The following is an 18,726-nucleotide window of genomic DNA, read 5'->3' as shown; positions in this document are numbered from 1 at the left end:
ATCATCCGCCGTCCGTATCCGCTCCTCTGGCTTTTCGGATCAACTGCGATATTCTTTATCTCAAGTATTCCTTTACCTTCATCGGTGACAACACAAACTGCTTTTATTCCATTATCAAACAAACCATACATCATCCCCCGCTGAAGATACTTATCAATCATAGTTTCCTGCTCATCAGCAAGAAAAAGCAGATCCATATATTTATTTTTATTCTCGATTATTTCTGTTATCTGCAGATGACTCATCGCTCAAAATCCTCCGTAAAAATATATCGTCATTATATAATTTTATCATAAATTTTTATTTAACTGTACCCTAAGCAGTTTGCACAAAAAAATCACCGTACTTAGTAAATACGGTGATTTTTAATCTATATACTGCTATTTCTCCCTTCTCTTCCTTCCGTAAAAGATAAGAATTGCTGTTCCGCATAAAGCTGCCGCCATAACTGACAGCCAGAATATCATATTACTGTCATCGCCTGTTTTGATTTCCTGATTTCCGTCTCCAGGCTTATCTGTTTCCCCTCCCGGCGACTGATCCGAAACCCATTTAGCATAAAGTTTCACATCTTTAATAACAGGAGTGCTAAAATCATACGCTTCTGTCATGGCCTCATCAACATACCATCCTTTGAACACATAACCTACTCTCGTTATACCGGGCTCTGAAAATGTCTTTCCGCAGATTACGCTGTCTGCAGCGCCATCCTCAAGATCGCCTCCGTTAGTGACATATTCTATTTTATGAATATCATTTTGAAGCTGCGCATATATGGGATCTGCTTCAAGATCACCCTTAGTCCCTGTGGCACTGCCTGTTCTGGCTGCTTCTACATGAATATTACCCTCTGCTTTAATAAACGATTCCTCCGGCTCCTTACTTCCCGGATCAGCCGCATATTCAGCCATATCTTCAGGGATATCAACCTCTGCTTCAAGTTTCATTGACTTAAAATCTTCATAGAGAAGATCCGGATTTTCTGCCGCTTCAGCTCCATCCAAAACCGTGGTTATAGTAAAACTGTTATCTGCTATATCAGACCTGTTTACTTTAAATGTATAAGTACATCTCGTTCCTACATCCGGCTCAGGAACTTTGCCATCTACATACGGTATAAACCCGCCCGTAAATTTCACAGTGATACTGTCGTCATCACCTTTAAGATGCAGTCTGGAGTCAAGTTTTACATTAAGATCAACATGAGTTATATAACCATTCCCATCAGCATTCTGCTGTTTATTTATCTCATCAGTACGGCCGAACACCATCTGGGCAACAGTATCATCAAAAGTAAAATTCGCTGTCAAATTCAGGCTGGAACTGTCATCATTTATAGCTCCGGCATGGACACCGATCACTTTAGGATTTTCTCTCGAGGTCTCGCCGGTACCGTCCATATCTAAAGATATGGATGATCCTTTAGCCAGATTAGTTATGCTTAAAATCTTTATGTAACTTATTGTTTTTACATATAATTCATCAACATCCTCAGGTATAGTCTGACCGTATCTGTACCAAGTACCGCTTCCGTCAGGCATAGTATTGTATGCAAGAAATCTCTGAAGAGATCCTCCGCCTACACCTATAGTTCCGATGTTTCCGCTATTAGGAGAGGTCTCCTTTCCTTCTGCCTTTATTTCCTGTGCCGGAACAGACTTAGAATAAGTTTTCGTTATAGTATATGCTTTTTCCTCGCCATCGCCAAAATCTATCTGTCTGTCGGAATCAAGAGTATAAGTGCAATATACGCTTCCATCTGATACAGTTTTCTTGGATTCCACAGCTTCGTCCTCTTTAAGAGTATTCCCCCAACCGGTAAGCCCGTTGTTTGCTGCATAATCCACTATATATCCTTTATTGCTGTTATCTGACTGAGACATATAATAGGTTATTGTCCTGCCCGGTGTGAATTTACCGTTTGTATTATCCGAGCCGTCCGCTGTGTCAGCTGATGCCGTTAAGGGTATTATACCCCCCCCCTATTGTCATAACTAACAAAAGGAGGCCGGACACGAGTTTCTTTCTTTTCATTTCTTTCCACCTCATTTCGCACACTGTGCATACATATATTATCTTATATAAGATACCACAGTACTCTGATTTTTTTAGATAATAACCTGAATCAGAGAGTTTGCTCCATGGGGATCATAGTTTCTCAAACTTTCATACTTTGCAGTTCTTTCAGTGCAAATATTTTTCTGTTCTTAAAGCATATTTATGTTTGTTCACATCATCTTCCAGCCGCCTTAAACTTATCCATCTCCTCTTGGAGGCGCTTCAAAAAACCAGCTGCATGAAGACCATCCATCTGTACATGATGAAATTGAAACGACATAGGAAGTATTTTTCTTATGAATTTTCTTCTGTACTTCCCCCAGATCAAAAAAGGATTATTATAAACTCCGGCATAAATATTCACTGCGCCATCAATACAATACTCTACAAGAGCCGAGGTTCCTATCACCATAAAATCATCACCCAGCTCATAGGCTTCACCTGTCTTCTGCACTCGTTTTAAAAGCCTTAGATAATCATCACTGAAAGCCTGCAGATCTTCATTAAATGGAATATCACATGTGCTGATTTTTCCGTTTTGTGCAGCAACGACTGTACTTATTGCCAGTCTGTCATATTTTATCAGCCTGTCTCCCACAGGAAGTATATAAAATTCTTCTGTACATGAGGCAGCTTTTCCGATACACCAACACATCAGCATATTAAATTTGTATCCATGCCGGCGACTGTATCTTACAATCCCTGTGACATCCAAGGTTTTATGAAAAGTTATCATAGGCATCGGTGCACTCATCCACAGTTCAAAAGCCTCTGCACGGCTTGTCTTTTTTACGTCTATTTCCTTCACTTTAATTACTCCTAAAAAATGCTTCTATTCTTTCTCTGCGCTTTATCAAATACAGTCATAAGTACATGTATATTTGTCACCCATCTGTTTGTCATTGAGATAACAGAGCTCTATGCCATCACCTCAAATAAATTCTTTCACTTCAATCTCAAGTTCAAACATTCTGCGCCGAACTATTATGAATATACATCCTGCTCATATCAGAATCATCTTCTCCCTGAACCATGCAGAGAAAATCCCATCCATATCTTTCATAAAACGATGTATGATCTGTAATAAGATACAAAGTTGCAATACCCATTCTGTTCATATCATCACAGATATATGCCAGAAGCTCCCCTGCGATTCCCCTACAGCGGTACTCCTCTTCCACATATAATGCACATATATTGGGCTTAAGATCTTTGCGGTTATGAAAATCATTTTCTACAACTCCCGCTCCGCCGATTATCTTCCTTCCTTCAACAGCAACATACCACTGCGGAACACTTCTTTCATTATCAAAACTCTCTTTCATGCTTTCTTCATATGCTTCTTTAGATACGCCCCATTTGCAATGAAACCATTCCGCCCCTTCACATATAAAATCTGTGTGATCTCTTATTCTTATGATTTTCATATTCTTTCTCCCTGCCGCAGCCAATTCAATTTCATATATGAAATAATATACGGCTCTCCTTGCCGTTTAACACCCGGATCTTTTATAGCCTCTGTCTTATGACAATAAAACTCATCTGCAACAGTATTCCATCGTTACAAACCACCGGACAAGACCATGTTCTACTTTACCAGGGACTTGTCCGTATATACATCAAATCGTATTTCAATACGAAAAACATTTTCTTCTGCAAATGCTGCTATACTTCCATTCATTCTCTCAGTCAGTTCTTTTGCTATTGCAAGACCAAGACCTGCAGACGCACTGCCTCTGGCAGAATCTGCTTTATAAAATCTTGAAAAGATACGCTCCATATCAAGCTGCTCCTGATTTGTCATATCGTTTTCACAGCAGAATATATTTTGTTCGCCTTCTTGATACAATGCAAGCCTTATTTTATTTCTTCCGTGTTCCAGCGCATTTTTTATTATATTCTGGATCACACGCCGTATTGCCTCGGCATTTCCTGAAACAGGCAAATGTCCCTCGAAAAAATCTATCTGAGGATGCATGTCTTTTCCTTCAAATTCATCATAAAAAGAAAAAACCGTATCAAATACAATTTTCGCAAAATCAACAACCTCCATATCGATTCGGTAATTCTCATTTTGAAGCTTTGTATAGGTGAACAGTTCTTCCAACATATCTTTCAAACTGGTTATCCTGTTTTGTATAATTGAAATATAGTGGTTTCTTTCATTCTCTTTATCACTCTTTGAAAGAAGCTGAAAATATCCGTCCATAGATGTAAGCGGAGTTCTGATATCGTGGGATAAATTAGTAATAATCTCTTTCAGATTCTCCTCATTGTGCTGAGAATCTTTTTGTATTCTGCGGGATATATCTACGATTTCATTTATTCCGTCGGTCAATTCATTCAGCTCGGGAAAAGGTAATTCTGATGTAATCCGCAAATTTGTCTGCTTACTGTTTATAAAGGTCAGCTGCCTGCATGTCCTCCTGACCTGCCGTCTGTAAGCGGTCAATATCACAGTTGCAGTAATCGCCGCAGCCGTAGCGGCAGCCGCCCATATTATCATACGTCCTCCTACCTGATATCGCGTCTTTTTATCACCGTTATAGCAAGAATAACCGCCGCAAAAGCAAATGCTGCTCCTACCAAAACACTTCTCATCATTTCATCTGAAGATGCTGATATGCCTGTCATAGTTATATTGCCATCCAAAAGATAATTATTAATATCAAATTCCCATACCGGGTTTATATCATATACCATCTTATTGACAGCGGAACATATAGGAACCTCCAGACCTGCACAAATCAGTATCCCTGCCGTCATACTAAAGGCTGTGCTGCGAGTCAGTATTGATAAAAACATGATCAGCAATGCAAATCCCAAATGGAGAAGATACTGAACACCAAGGAATTTGCATAAAGATAAAACTGATCCCATATACAGATCACTGCCCCATAATATAAATCCCGTTGCCGCCGTAACCAGTGAAAAAACAACTATCATAAAAAAAACTTGAATTGCTATAGCAGTAAATTTGGAAATTATCAAGACTCCCCGGCCAGGAAACTGTCCTATGATATTCTTAATATATCCGTTTTTCTGTTCAGCATTAGCAAACATAGCTGCAAATATTACACAGAGAATGGAAAGAAGCCCGCTTTTTATTTCTGAACTTATCAGGCTGCCCACCTCGATTTTTCCTGTCATCCATTCAGGGTCAGGCCAAACAGCTATTCCTATCTGCCTGCCGGATTCCTCTTCTGTAACTGCATTCACAGGATCACTTTTCATCAATTCTATATCAGAATCTGTCATAACAGCACTAAAAATCGCCAGCGCAATGACAAAAATAAGAATGATCCATGTAGATCTTGAATGTATCAGACGATACGTATCCATCTTTATTAAATTAAACATATTCAGCACCTCCAGTCAAATTAAGATAATAATCTTCAAGAGCCTCATTCTTGACAGTTATCCCCATTGTCTTTACGCCATTTTCGGCTAAAGACATAGTGATATCTCCACTGTCATTCAGTCGCTCAAAAATCTGAATGGTGCTGGCATCCACGACTTTATAACGTTTGATTCCCATACTTTCAAGGACAGTACAAGCCCTTCCGGTATCATCAGTTTTTAGTTCAATCCTCTCGCTGCATTTTGCAAGAAGCTCCTCTCTTGTCATTTCCTGAAGCAATACACCGTCATGTATAATCCCATAATTAGTTGCAATTTTTGATAATTCTTCCAGAATATGACTCGAAATAATAAATGTTATGTTTTTCTCTTTATTCAGTTTCGATAGAGTCTCCCGTATCTCAGCTATCCCCTGTGGATCAAGACCGTTAATAGGTTCGTCTAAAATAACGATATCCGGATCTCCTACAAGCGCAAGAGCAATACCCAGACGCTGTTTCATTCCAAGTGAAAAATTCCTGATTTTTTTCCGGCCCGTATTTTCAAGTCCCACTATCCTAAGTAAGTCGTCTATACAGCCTTTCTTCCTCACTCCCATAGCCAGACATTTAAGTTTCAAATTTTCTCTTGCTGACATATTGGGATACACACCGGGAGCTTCTATCAGTGTCCCGATGCGGGACATATACGGACTCACATCTTTTCCTGTCTTTCCAAACAGCGTAAAATCTCCTGCTGTAGGTGATGCCAGACCACTTATTATTTTCAGTATTGTTGTTTTTCCTGCACCATTGCGCCCGATCAATCCGTATATATCTCCCTGTCTGATGTGAATATTCACAGAATCAACAGCTTTATGCCTTCCGTATTGTTTCGTTAAACCATTGGTACACAGTAAGTATTCCATTTAAACTCCTCCTTTGCTTCACATCTTTATTCTACAGTGAAATCACCAATAAAACGCAAAGCAAAGTTAAAGAAAGTATAAAGTTATCTGGCAAGCCTAAAACCTATGCCCCATACAGTTTCGATATATTCTTCTTCTGTAACTTCTTTAAACTTTTTTCGTATATTACTGATATGCACATTAATGGTTTTATCTTCTCCTATATATACATCTTCCCATGCGTAATCATAAATATCCTGCTTTGAATACACTCTGCCGGGATGCATGAGCAAAAGTTCAAGAATCTTAAACTCCTGCTTTGTCAAAAATATCTCTTCATTATTTATGTAAGCTTTAAAGAAAGACGGTTTCAGAAGCAAATTTTTGTATTGCATCTGTTCAGAGTCTCTGTCTTTTTTCTCGGAAAAACGTCGTATCTGAACTCCTGCTCTTGCCACCAGTTCCTGAATCTCAAAAGGTTTAGTTATATAATCCTCAGCTCCATCCGTCAAAAGCCCTACCTTACTGTCAAGACTGTCTTTTGAGGAAACCACCATAACAGGAATTTTCTGCAGTGTCTTTATCTTAGGCAAAAGCTCCTCACCTGCAATTCCCGGGAGCATCAAATCCATTACTGCCAGATCATAATTTTCTCTTTCAAGATAAATCAGGGCTTCCGTCCCTGAAAACGCCTGAGTACAATTATACCCTGCCTTCTCGAGAGCCTTTGTTATTATATTATTTATATCCGTATCATCTTCAATGACGATAATATTTTTCATTGTTCTCCCCTTATGTGCTCAACAAAACAGAACTTTTCCTGATATATATCTTACATAAATATATAAAAATACATCTATTCGGTATTTTAAATTTTTCCAAGAAGAAATTTTTTTAAATCTGCTAAAAACCTCACCTGCTGTTTTTTTAAAAAAGATTTTGCAAATGGCCTCATAATACACTTTTTAACTTCTACATACTCTGTAAAATCTATTTCGGTCCCGCCATCCTTAGCAGAAAAAATTCCAACCCAGTGCCCCTTCATATTACTGTTGCTAATATCAAACTCCCAACGCCTTAATGGGACTGAAACAGTAACGGTAAATTCAGTAGGATAATCATTTTTGTCATATTCAATAAACTGTTTTTCGTTTATCGTCTCTGTTTTACTTAAATCACTTCGCCATTTAACATAATCCTCAACTGTTGTCACAGCTTCCCAAACTTTCTGAACATCACACCGCATAACAGTCTTTATATTCGATATTGCCATTTACAAATGCACTCCCTAAAATACAATTTTATCTTAAACTACAAATACTTAAAATTTGAACAAAAAATCTTTAAAAAGTTTCGTAAAATTTCACAATATATCACATTTTTAAAAATGTCGATGTACGGGTATATAGCTATGCTATTCAAACTCTATTGTCCCCGGTGGCTTTCCCGTACAATCGTACAGAACTCTGTTAACATGCTTTACTTCATTTATGATTCTGGTTGTCACCTTACCTATAACCTCCCACGGAAGCTGAGCTGCCTCTGCCGTCATAAAATCACTGGTAAATACTGCTCTTAGAGCCACAGCATAATCGTATGTTCTAAAGTCCCCCATGACTCCAACACTCCTCATATTCGTAAGAGCTGCAAAATACTGTCCGAGAGTTCCCTCCCGTCCGGATTTAGGGATAAGTCCGGCTTCCATAGCTGCCGCAATTTCCTCTCGGTAAATAGCATCCGCATCTTGAACAATTTTTACCTTTTCTTCCGTGACTTCTCCCACTATTCTAACACCAAGGCCGGGACCGGGGAATGGCTGACGGAACACCAAATATTCCGGTATCCCTAATGCAAGCCCCGTTTTCCTAACCTCGTCTTTAAACAGCATCCTGAGAGGTTCTATTATTTCCTTAAATTCCACATGATCCGGAAGCCCTCCTACATTATGATGAGATTTTATCACAGCAGATTTTCCAAACCCGCTCTCGATAACATCAGGATATATCGTTCCCTGTACAAGAAAATCAACAGCTCCAATCTTTTTTGCCTGTTCCTCAAAGACTCTGATAAATTCCTCGCCTATTATTTTTCTCTTCTCCTCCGGCTCACTGATCCCCGAAAGCCTGTCATAAAATCTCTTCTGAGCATTCACTCTGATAAAATTAAGATCGTAGTTTCCTTCAGGTCCAAATACAGCTTCTACTTCATCTCCTTCATTTTTTCTCAGAAGACCGTGATCTACAAAAACACATGTCAACTGTTTTCCCACTGCCTTTGAAAGAAGAACAGCCGCAACAGAAGAATCTACTCCACCGGAAAGTGCGCAGAGGACCTTTCCGGAACCCACCTTTCTTCTCACAGCCTTTATGGCATCATCTGCAAAAGATCCCATCTCCCAGTCTCCGGAACATCCGCACACATCTTTTACAAAGGCGCTCAACATTTTAGAACCTTCTTCAGTATGCATCACCTCAGGATGAAGCTGAAGAGCATATATCTTCCTTGCTCTGTTTTCCATCGCCGCTACAGGACACACATCAGTATGAGCAGTTACCGTAAATCCTTCCGGCGGCATGCTTATATAATCAGTATGGCTCATCCAGCAAACAGTCCTGTCTGATACGTTCCTGAAAAGGCCGCCTTTCTCATCTATAGTTAACTCTGTCCTTCCGTACTCACTTACAGGAGCAGTTTCCACTCTGCCGCCCAGCTGATGAGCTATGAGCTGGGCCCCATAACAGATTCCGAGAATAGGTATTCCCATATCATAAAGCTCCCTTGAATACTGTGGAGAATTATCTCCGTAAACACTGTTCGGCCCTCCTGTAAAAATTATTCCTTTAGGCTTCGCAGCTTTTATATCTTCAAGACTTATTGTATAAGGATGCACTTCACAATAAACGCTGCATTCCCTTACGCGGCGGGCAATCAGCTGATTATACTGCCCGCCGAAATCCAAAACTATGATTTTCTCATGTTTCATATATAGTATTCCCTTTCAAATTATATCTTTGATATTATATCCTCGCAGTCTAAGAAAAAATAGCCGATAACGGCTATTTTTCATTATCGGCACAGCCTTAGCCTGTTGCTTCAGCAAAGCCGTTCTTTATCTGTTGCTGTTTCCGGAAGTATCTCTGAGGATAACATCATGCGCTCCGCCCTCTACGATACTCGTAGCTGACACTACAGTAAGTTTTGCATTCTTCTGCAAATCAGGTATAGTAAGAAGCCCGCAGTTGCACATGGTAGATTTTACTTTCTGAAGTGACTGCCTTACATTATCACTCAGAGGTCCCGCATACGGTACATATGAGTCCACGCCCTCCTCGAAAGAGAGCTTACTGTCTCCTCCCATATCATATCGCTGCCAGTTTCTTGCTCTGTTAGAACCTTCACCCCAGTATTCTTTCACATAACTTCCGTTTATAGTCAGTTTTGCAGTAGGCGACTCATCAAACCTTGAGAAATACCTTCCAAGCATGATGAAATCAGCTCCCATAGCCAGAGCCAGAGTCATATGATAATCATAAACTATACCTCCGTCCGAACAAATAGGAACATATACTCCTGTACGTCTAAAATAATCATCTCTAGCCTTTGCTACTTCTATGACAGCTGAAGCCTGTCCTCTTCCAATACCCTTTTGCTCTCTGGTTATACATATAGAACCGCCGCCGATACCAACTTTTACAAAATCAGCTCCCGCATCTGCAAGATAGTTAAATCCTTCCTTATCAACAACGTTGCCGGCGCCTATCTTTACACTGTCCCCATACTTTTCACGAACAAAATCCAAAGTCATCTTCTGCCATTCTGTGAATCCTTCTGATGAGTCTATACAAAGCACATCAGCTCCGGCTTCCACAAGAGCAGGTATCCTTTCCCTGTAATCTCTGGTGTTTACTCCCGCTCCCACCATATATCTCTTATGTCCGTCAAGAAGCTCATCAGGATATGCCTTATGTGTATCATAGTCCTTGCGAAAAACAAAATATGCAAGTCTCTGATTCTTACCGATTATAGGAAGTGCATTAAGTTTATTATCCCACAATATATCATTGGCTTCGGAAAGCGTTACCCCTTCCTCGGCATATATAAGCTTTTCAAAAGGTGTCATAAAATTACATACCTTCTCATCAAGAGACATTCTGCTTATACGATAATCTCTGCTTGTCACCAGTCCTACCATTTTTCCTTCTGCCGTACCGTCCTCGGTTACTGCTGTGGTGGAATGCCCTGTCCTCTCTTTGAGGTCCAACAGTTCTCTTAAAGTCTGATCCGGTCTGATATTTGCGTCACTTGTGACAAATCCGGCCTTATGAGACTTTACCTTCCGCACCATTTCAGACTGACTTTCTATGCTCTGGGAGCCAAATATAAATGAAATTCCGCCTTCCTTAGCAAGAGCTATCGCAAGTCTGTCTCCCGAAACCGCCTGCATAATGGCAGATACCAGGGGTATATTCATTTTTATAGCAGATTCTTCTCCCTTTCTGAATTTGACTACCGGTGTCTTTAAAGAAACATTATCCACCCTGCATTCTTTTGATGAATATCCCGGTACTAAAAGATATTCATTAAATGTTCTGGATGGTTCATCGAAAATATATGCCATAATTACCTCCTGCTTTTAATACAAACTATAATATTACATTTTATCTCAAATCAGCACAATTTACAATTCAATTCAACAATTATATAAAGGTTTGCAAAAAAAACATATACTCCCATACTCCTCATATGCAAAAGCCTCAGCGTCGGATATATCTCCCGTGCTGAGGCTCTCCCGTTTATTATGATACAAAAGCTTTATATATAGCTCTTATAGCTGTTTCAAAATCCTTGTTTTCTACTCCTACGATAATATTCATCTCACTGGAACCCTGATCTATCATCCTAATATTAATCTTTTCCTTTGCAAGAGCGTTGAACAACGCTGCTGCAACACCCGGCCTATATGACATCCCATGTCCCACGGTAGCAATAAGCGCCATATCTTCAAAGACCTCTATTGTATCAGGCTTAAGCTGACGTTCAAACTCTTCAACGATCTCATCCAGCTTTCCATCTATTCCGTCGTTATCCAAAACTACAGACAATGTATCTACGCCGCTGGGAATATGCTCGATGGGTACATCGAAATCTTCCAAGATAGCTGTCATTTTTCTTATAAATCCTCTTTCACTGCTCATTAGATTCTTATACATGGCTATTACAGTAAAATCCTTATAGCCTGCTATTCCCGCTATTATCTGTCCTTCTTCCAGCTTCGCCGGCTCGGATGTTATTATAGTTCCGGGATCTTCAGGTCTGTTTGTATTCCTTATATTGATAGGAATATTTGCTACCCTTGCCGGATAAATGGCATCTTCATGAAGCACAGAAGCTCCCATATATGAAAGCTCCCTAAGCTCTTTATATGAAACTGTGCTAATCGGCTTAGGATTCTTCACTATCCTCGGATCTGCCATAAGGAATCCGGATACATCTGTCCAGTTCTCATAAACATCAGCGCCAACAGCTCTTGCCACCAATGCTCCTGTAATATCGGAACCGCCTCTTGAGAAAGTCTTCACCGTGCTGTCTATCTTCGATCCGTAAAATCCAGGTATAACAGCTGTATCATGATTAGAAAGTTCTTTCTTTATAGCTTTATCAGTTAACTCCTCCATGAATCTCCCTTTTTCATCGAATTTAACCATTTTCGCAGAATCCACAAAATCATATCCCAAGTATGCTGCTATCAGCATAGCATTGAGATATTCACCTCTGCTGGCTATATAATCTGCACTGGCTCCGGCTTCAAGATTCTTTTTGATTTCTTCAAATTCATAGGAAAGATTAACATCAACGCCAAGATTTACCTCCACTGCCATGAATCTGTCGCATATCACTTGGAATATCTGCTGATAAGGAATCTTATGTTCTATATGCGTTTTGCAGAGATACAACAAATCTGTCACCTTGCTGTCTTCGGAAAATCTTTTCCCCGGCGCCGATACCACTACATATTTTATATCTTCATCATTTTTGATAATCTTGCGTATCTTTTCTATCTGCAAAGCGTCTGCTACAGAAGAACCTCCAAACTTTGCGACTTTAACTCCCATATTTTCTAAATCTCCTTTCATATCTCTGATTGCTGAAAGCAATCATGCAGGTTACATCGTATCATTTTACTTATTTGACAAATCAGCAGCCTTTCTGAGAATTTCTGCCTTATCGGTCTTCTCCCACGGCAAATCTATATCTGTTCTTCCGAAATGTCCGTAAGCAGCTACCTGCCTGTATATAGGTCTTCTGAGGCCCAGATCTCTGATTATCGCCGCAGGTCTGAGATCAAAATTTTCTTCGACTATCTGAGCCAGCTTTTCATCTGAGATCCTGCCTGTTCCAAATGAGTCGACAAGTATAGATACAGGTCTGGCTACACCTATCGCATACGCCAGCTGAATCTCGCATTTATCAGCAAGCCCTGCAGCTACCATATTCTTCGCCACATATCTCGCAGCATATGCCGCTGATCTGTCAACTTTCGTAGGATCTTTCCCGCTGAAAGCCCCTCCTCCGTGACGTGCATAACCTCCGTATGTATCAACGATTAGTTTCCTTCCGGTTAGCCCTGAATCTCCATGAGGTCCGCCGATAACAAATCTCCCTGTAGGATTTATGAAATATTTTGTTTGATCATCCAGAAGGCTACTGTCCACCACAGGCTTTACCACATGTTCTATCAGATCTTTTCTTATCCTGCAAAGCTCCACATCCGGATCATGCTGTGTGGATATCACTATAGTATCTATCCTTTTAACTTTATCATCTTCGTATTCAACTGTTACCTGAGTCTTCCCGTCAGGCCTCAAATAAGTCAATATACCATCTTTTCTGACATCCGCCAATCTCTTGGAAAGTCTGTGAGCAAGAGATATAGGCATAGGCATCAGCTCAGGTGTTTCATTACACGCAAACCCAAACATCATTCCCTGATCGCCCGCACCCGTCTCGTCAGACAAATCCGCCTCATCATTAAGCTGCCCCTCTTTATATTCAAGAGCTTTATCGACTCCCATGGCAATATCGGCAGACTGTTCATCTATAGCTGTAAGAATAGCACACACATTGCCGTCAAACCCATACTCGCAGTGATTATATCCTATATCACAGATAACTTCTCTGGCCAGTTTCTGAATGTCTATATAACATTCTGTACTTATTTCTCCCATTATCATAGCATATCCTGTATTCACAGTAGTTTCAGCCGCTACTCTTCCCATAGGGTCTTTTTCCATTATAGCATCTACTATAGCATCGGAAATTTGATCACATATTTTATCCGGATGTCCCTCCGTAACAGATTCCGATGTAAATAATTTTTTCATCATTACCTCCATAAAGAAAAACCTCTTTCAGAATTAGAAAGAGATCGTTTACCGTTTTCTTTCCTCATCTTTCAGACCGCAATATCTGTAGGATTTAGCACCTTCTGTACTTTAACATACAGGGGTTGCCGGGCTTCACAGGGCCTATTCCCTCCGCCGCTCTTAATAAGGAATTATTTGATTTTCCTTATTAATTATATATCAATTAAATTCTCTGTCAATAGATGGCGCTAACTTTATTTCTCTTGTATTTTTCCCCAAATAAGGTATACTTTCTGTATCGACCGCATAATTTTTGCAACAGAAAAAAATCAATGAGGTATTTAATTTGAGCAAACCTAAATTAACTGTTATCGAAGGAGGTCTTTCCTCCTCAATAGAAAAACGGAATAAATACTTTGTCTCTGCCTATGTTACTGATACGCGACTAATGGGTGTCCTTTCAATATATGCAAGATGGAAGATTTCCGATACAGATCCGGATTCTGATCTGCATCAATTTTTTTATATAGATTGTGAAGAGGCGGGTCTTGAAACTTATAAGAGTATTATAGGCAATGATTTTGAAAAACTGAACTATATAGAACAAGCTCTCATAGGTGGATTAGGTGCAAAAAAAATAAGCCTTTCCGAACGCCATCTCCGAGGTCTTATAACATACTACAAGCGATTCAATCAGATCCACAGTCTTCCCCTGCCGCCAAATTACGGGGAATACGGCTTTATAACTGAGCCTGAAACTACGCTTACATCCGATGAAATGAAAGCCCTCATGAATGAAATATGCAGCGAGATTACATCTGATTATCAGGTTATAAATTATTTTCTCATGAGATGCTTCGGCAGAGACCGCCAGGGGGCGACTTACCTTGCCGACAAAAGTGTTCCGGTAGATTTATATGATAATTATCACCAAGCTACTTTCTGCAAAAACGTTATTGATGCTGAACGTACTTATGAAGACGATGCCGTCTCTTATCTCTGCGAATCTCTTATAGAGCAGAACAATAGTTATGAAGTAGTCATTTCAAAAGTAGTGGTAAAAAATCTGAAAGTCGTTTCTTTCAGTAAATGTTCAGGCTTTGACATCAGCACTGCAGAAGCTGCAATGATGCTGGCAAAGCCTGAATATATAACTGTATATGAAGTTCTTCTTTCCGACGATGATATGGATAACAACATAGGAGAACTTACGGTCAATCTTGATACCATAATGTCCACCCACGAAAACGGCAGAATGTTTATGGCATTCAAGAAAAACAACGACCATGTTGACGAAAGAGTTTTCCGTCTCAGCAACGATGTCAAAGGAGTATACTTTTTGACTGATTTCGGTCAGCTTATAGTATCCGCATACAGCCTTCCCGACATACGATATCTGGAGAACAAACTCAAGGCAAGTCCTCTGGCTCCTTTTTTAATGACCACTGCAAAATATGAATTCAAAGAACCTGTTCTTTTTGAATTTATACAAAGTGATTTTGAAGACTTTGAGGACTTTCTCAATTTTATAAAGAATGAATAAGTTCAGCAAACAATGTTTTGCTGATTCTTTTTACCGGAGCGGCAGAGACATTGGAAAGTACTGATATCGTCATGTCCAGCTCCGGACACATCCAGAAACTTGCTCTGAAACCTATGTCCGTTCCCTCATGTCCTATCAGATGATATCCTTCCTGTTCTCTCATAAACCATCCTAAGCCCATCTTTTCTCCATTATTGGGAACAACCGCATACTCTTGCCACATCTTATCATATGTTTCTGACGAGAACGCCTTTCTGTCAAGATTGAATCTTCCCCATTTAAGCATATCCTCAACGTTGGTAGTAAGCGTAGAGCTCGGAGCGTGCTGCCTGCTGTAAGGATAATACTTCGCCATTATCAAATTTTTATCTGAATCTCTCTCATGAGGCATAGCCATTCTCAGAGTATCTATATAATCAAGTTCAAGACTTCCTCCGGTTCTTTCTATAGTAAGAACCGTGGTATTCTCCATTCCCGCAGGTCTAAAGCAGTTTTCCTTTATGAATTCATCAAACAGTTTGCCGGAAACTTCTTCTATAACGGCTCCCAAAAGCTCATATGCAATACTGCTGTAGATAAAACCTCCCTTACCCGGTTCACAGAGCATTCGTCCTTTCAAAACTTCATCAGAAACTACGTAATTCCTGAGAGACTCTGCATCTACAACTTTATCTCCCCATTTCCATTCCCAGTCCTCTACCGGAACATCATGCAGCCCCGATATATGACATAACATCTGGTACAGTTTGATATCCCTGCATCTCTTGTCATCCATTTCCCAATAAGGCAGCAGATCCACCAGTCTGTCATCAAGATCTATCTTTTTCTCATCTACCAGCTTCATAATACCCATGGCGGTCATCATTTTAGACGCGGAAGCACAGTGATACACATCGTTTTTATCTATAGGATCTTTCGTTATAAAATTCCTGTATCCCCTGGCGCCGGTAAATCGTTCATCTCCAATCATAACCCCCAAAGCGACACTTGGTACATCGTAGATTTCCATAGCTTTATCGAGAAAAGCTCCACATAGATCATTCAGTTTTAATCCTTCTTTTACCATTGTAATCAAATTCCTTTCATATGTATATATCCCATCGCCTGCTACAGCGACACGGATTTTCTTTAATGAGCTATTCTATTTTATCATATTGTGTCAGACCATCACAATGCTTGGACAACAGCTGAAAAGAAATTTTCACTTACAGGTTCAATTGGAGCCTCTGATGTGTTGGACAAAATCACCATAGCTGCATCAAGCTGAGGACACAGCCAGAAACTTGTTCTAAAACCTACATCTCCTCCTTCATGTCCTATAAGGCGAAAACCATCCTGATTTCTGATAAACCATCCCATTCCCATTTCGGCACCCTTGTCAGGAGCGTCAACACGTTCAGTCCACATCTTATCATAAGATTCTGCAGATACTGCTTTTTTATCAAGATTGAATCTTGCCCATCTCAAAAGATCCACTGTATTCGATGTCAAAGTCGAGCTGGGAGCATGCTGTCTCGAATATGGATAAACTGTTTCAAGAACGACAGATCCGTCAGCTTTCCGTCTGTGAGGCATAGCCATTCCGGCCTTATCTACATTGTCAAGCTCCAAACTACCTGCTGTCCTTTCAAAAGTCAGAAACGTAGTATCACCCATTCCTGCAGGTTTAAAAAAATTCTCTGCAATAAATTCCTCAAAACTCTGCCCAGAAAATTCCTGTATTATCAGTCCCAGCAAATCATAGGAAAGATCACTATACATAAATTCAAAATCTTCCGGATCACTATTCATAACAACTCTTTTAACTTCATCAGAAATAGCATGCTTCCTAAGAGAATCCTCCCCCTTTTCCGCTGATTTCCAGTCCAATTCTTCGATATCCTGAAGTCCCGAAATATGACTCAACATATGATGAAGCCTGACTTTTTCACATCGTTTATCAGCGATTGACAAATATGGTAATAAATCGACTAATTTATCCTGCAAATCGAGCTTTTTCTGATCTACAAGCTTCATTATTCCTGTCGAAGTAAATGTTTTAGATATAGACGCACAGTGAAAAATGTCGTTCGGTTTCATTTTATCCCCGGTGATATAATTTCTGAATCCCCTGGAATCAACAAATATCTCATCTCCTATCATCAATCCCATAGCCAGTCCCGCCATATCATTGAGATTCGCAGTATCAAGAACGCCCCTACATATATCCGCAAGTTTTGCGGTTTCTTTTGCCATTGAAATACAACTCCTTTTTAAGTATAATTATGATATATAATATCATGAAAGTTTGTAATTTCAATGAATTCTTGTTATGAGAAGAATATTTTAGGAGTAAGAAATGAAATACAGAACCTTTGCAAAAATAAACGAAAAAGTCTCTCTTCTGGGAATGGGCGCAATGAGGTTTCCTGAAGAAAAAGACGGAAAAGTTGATGAAAACAACGCTGTGTCTATCATAAGGGCAGCAATTGATTCCGGAATTAACTACATAGACACTGCCTATCCCTATCTCAGCGGACAAAGTGAAGTCATCGTCGGCAAAGCGTTAAAGAACGGATATAGAGAAAAAGTTCTGATCGCCGATAAAATGCCTATCTGGTTAGCCAAAGATGAAAATCACATGAAAGAAATATTTAATACACAGCTTAAACGTCTGGATACTGATTCCATTGATATGTACCTTGTACACAGTGTAAATGTTCCTAACTGGAAGCGTGTAAAAAAGCTTAAACTTATGCCTTTTCTTGAAGAAATGAAAAAAAAGGGTAAAATAAAACACATTGGCTTCTCTTTTCATGATTCCTATGAGTTCTTCGAGGAAGTTTTGGACGATTATCCTTGGGAATTTTGTCAAATACAGCTCAACTATATGGATAAAAATATCCAAGCAGGCATCAAGGGTCTGAAACTGGCTGCAGAAAAAGGTATAGGAGTCATCATCATGGAACCTCTGAAAGGAGGGAGACTTACATCTGCCATACCTCCAGCTGTGCAGAAGCTGTGGGACAGCGCAGAAACAAAAAGAAGCCCTGCAGAATGGGCTTTTAAATGGCTGGCAGAGATGCCTGAAGTCACACTTATTCTAAGTGGAATGAGCTCTATGAAGCAGCTCGAGGAGAATATAAGAATAATTACTTCTGATGATCTTACCATATTGACTGATGAAGAAAAAAAACTGATCAACAAAGTATCGGATGAATATAACAGACTGATCAAATATTCATGTACGGGTTGCGAATATTGTCTGCCATGTCCTCAGAAACTTAATATTCCCGATCTTCTGGAATACTATAATGAATGGAATACTTATGGTCAAAACCCTTCTACAAAAATGGAATATATCGATTGGGTCGCTAAGGGCCGTCATGCCTCTGACTGTATCGGCTGCAGAAAATGCGAGAAAAAATGTCCTCAGAACCTACCGATTGTTCAGGCATTAAAAGAAGCTTCCGAGGCATTCGGGATATAGGTTATAAAATATACGGCGGATTACTATACAGTTAATTCCGCCCTTT

Annotated in this window: 16 protein-coding genes, 1 pseudogene and 1 riboswitch; of the genes and pseudogenes, 2 read left to right on the top strand and 15 right to left on the bottom strand. The window is 39.8% G+C overall.

Features of this window, described 5'->3' with window-relative positions:
• The 13 genes and pseudogenes from ACLR96_RS06190 to metK form a co-directional block, all read right to left on the bottom strand.
• Window positions 1–236: pseudogene (locus tag ACLR96_RS06190) on the bottom strand (GNAT family N-acetyltransferase); the annotation flags it as partial.
• 144 nt (window positions 237–380) lie between these two features.
• Window positions 381–1,883 carry an InlB B-repeat-containing protein gene (locus ACLR96_RS06185; protein ID WP_412265437.1) on the bottom strand — a complete coding sequence of 501 codons (1,503 nt, stop codon included), beginning with the start codon at window positions 1,881–1,883 and terminating at the stop codon, window positions 381–383.
• Between the two features lie 350 nt (window positions 1,884–2,233).
• On the bottom strand, window positions 2,234–2,866 hold the full coding sequence (locus tag ACLR96_RS06180) for a CatA-like O-acetyltransferase, family 2 (protein WP_177267655.1): 633 nt from the start codon (window positions 2,864–2,866) through the stop codon (window positions 2,234–2,236).
• Window positions 2,867–3,020: 154 nt separating this feature from the next.
• A complete protein-coding gene (locus tag ACLR96_RS06175; protein ID WP_177267656.1) occupies window positions 3,021–3,485 on the bottom strand; it encodes a GNAT family N-acetyltransferase in 465 nt (154 codons plus the stop codon).
• Window positions 3,486–3,646: 161 nt separating this feature from the next.
• Entirely contained in the window at window positions 3,647–4,564 is a 918-nt protein-coding gene (locus ACLR96_RS06170; RefSeq protein ID WP_177267657.1) for a sensor histidine kinase, read from the bottom strand.
• A gap of 8 nt (window positions 4,565–4,572) precedes the next feature.
• Window positions 4,573–5,418 (bottom strand): ABC transporter permease, encoded by an 846-nt coding sequence (locus ACLR96_RS06165; RefSeq protein ID WP_177267658.1) that lies wholly within the window; start codon window positions 5,416–5,418, stop codon window positions 4,573–4,575.
• Window positions 5,411–6,325: an ATP-binding cassette domain-containing protein gene (locus tag ACLR96_RS06160; RefSeq protein ID WP_177267659.1), complete on the bottom strand. Its 915-nt coding sequence runs from the start codon at window positions 6,323–6,325 to the stop codon at window positions 5,411–5,413. The genes ACLR96_RS06165 and ACLR96_RS06160 overlap by 8 nt, the downstream gene beginning before the upstream one ends.
• An 83-nt stretch (window positions 6,326–6,408) precedes the next feature.
• Complete coding sequence (locus ACLR96_RS06155; RefSeq protein WP_177267660.1) at window positions 6,409–7,086, bottom strand: response regulator; 678 nt, start codon at window positions 7,084–7,086, stop codon at window positions 6,409–6,411.
• An 86-nt stretch (window positions 7,087–7,172) separates the two neighbouring features.
• Window positions 7,173–7,577 carry an SRPBCC family protein gene (locus ACLR96_RS06150; RefSeq protein ID WP_177267661.1) on the bottom strand — a complete coding sequence of 135 codons (405 nt, stop codon included), beginning with the start codon at window positions 7,575–7,577 and terminating at the stop codon, window positions 7,173–7,175.
• A 141-nt stretch (window positions 7,578–7,718) separates the two neighbouring features.
• Window positions 7,719–9,287 (bottom strand): glutamine-hydrolyzing GMP synthase, encoded by a 1,569-nt coding sequence (guaA, locus tag ACLR96_RS06145; RefSeq protein ID WP_177267662.1) that lies wholly within the window; start codon window positions 9,285–9,287, stop codon window positions 7,719–7,721.
• 126 nt (window positions 9,288–9,413) lie between these two features.
• Window positions 9,414–10,922 (bottom strand): IMP dehydrogenase, encoded by a 1,509-nt coding sequence (locus tag ACLR96_RS06140; RefSeq protein ID WP_177267663.1) that lies wholly within the window; start codon window positions 10,920–10,922, stop codon window positions 9,414–9,416.
• A 178-nt stretch (window positions 10,923–11,100) separates the two neighbouring features.
• A complete protein-coding gene (locus ACLR96_RS06135) occupies window positions 11,101–12,417 on the bottom strand; it encodes an aspartate kinase (protein ID WP_177267664.1) in 1,317 nt (438 codons plus the stop codon).
• 66 nt (window positions 12,418–12,483) lie between these two features.
• Window positions 12,484–13,689 carry a methionine adenosyltransferase gene (gene metK / locus ACLR96_RS06130; RefSeq protein WP_177267665.1) on the bottom strand — a complete coding sequence of 402 codons (1,206 nt, stop codon included), beginning with the start codon at window positions 13,687–13,689 and terminating at the stop codon, window positions 12,484–12,486.
• Between the two features lie 58 nt (window positions 13,690–13,747).
• A riboswitch (SAM riboswitch) is annotated at window positions 13,748–13,858 on the bottom strand.
• Between the two features lie 156 nt (window positions 13,859–14,014).
• On the opposite strand from metK, the gene ACLR96_RS06125 reads away from it, so the two are divergent.
• Window positions 14,015–15,211: a hypothetical protein gene (locus tag ACLR96_RS06125; protein WP_177267666.1), complete on the top strand. Its 1,197-nt coding sequence runs from the start codon at window positions 14,015–14,017 to the stop codon at window positions 15,209–15,211.
• On the opposite strand, the gene ACLR96_RS06120 is transcribed toward ACLR96_RS06125, so the two are convergent.
• Together ACLR96_RS06120 and ACLR96_RS06115 are read right to left on the bottom strand one after the other, a co-directional pair.
• Window positions 15,195–16,277: a serine hydrolase domain-containing protein gene (locus tag ACLR96_RS06120; protein WP_177267667.1), complete on the bottom strand. Its 1,083-nt coding sequence runs from the start codon at window positions 16,275–16,277 to the stop codon at window positions 15,195–15,197. The two genes, ACLR96_RS06125 and ACLR96_RS06120, sit on opposite strands and share 17 nt — an antisense overlap.
• Window positions 16,278–16,378: 101 nt before the next feature.
• Window positions 16,379–17,446 carry a serine hydrolase domain-containing protein gene (locus tag ACLR96_RS06115; protein WP_177267668.1) on the bottom strand — a complete coding sequence of 356 codons (1,068 nt, stop codon included), beginning with the start codon at window positions 17,444–17,446 and terminating at the stop codon, window positions 16,379–16,381.
• A gap of 103 nt (window positions 17,447–17,549) precedes the next feature.
• Here ACLR96_RS06115 and ACLR96_RS06110 point away from each other — a divergent pair, with 103 nt between their 5' ends.
• A complete protein-coding gene (locus tag ACLR96_RS06110; RefSeq protein WP_177267669.1) occupies window positions 17,550–18,680 on the top strand; it encodes an aldo/keto reductase in 1,131 nt (376 codons plus the stop codon).
• The last annotated feature ends 46 nt before the right edge of the window (window positions 18,681–18,726 follow it).

It is taken from the genome of Lentihominibacter sp. (assembly GCF_046951855.1).
GTDB lineage: Bacteria > Bacillota > Clostridia > Peptostreptococcales > Anaerovoracaceae > Lentihominibacter > Lentihominibacter hominis.
The sequence above is the reverse complement of the archived record's forward strand: the minus strand, read 5'-3'. Positions and strand labels throughout refer to the sequence as shown.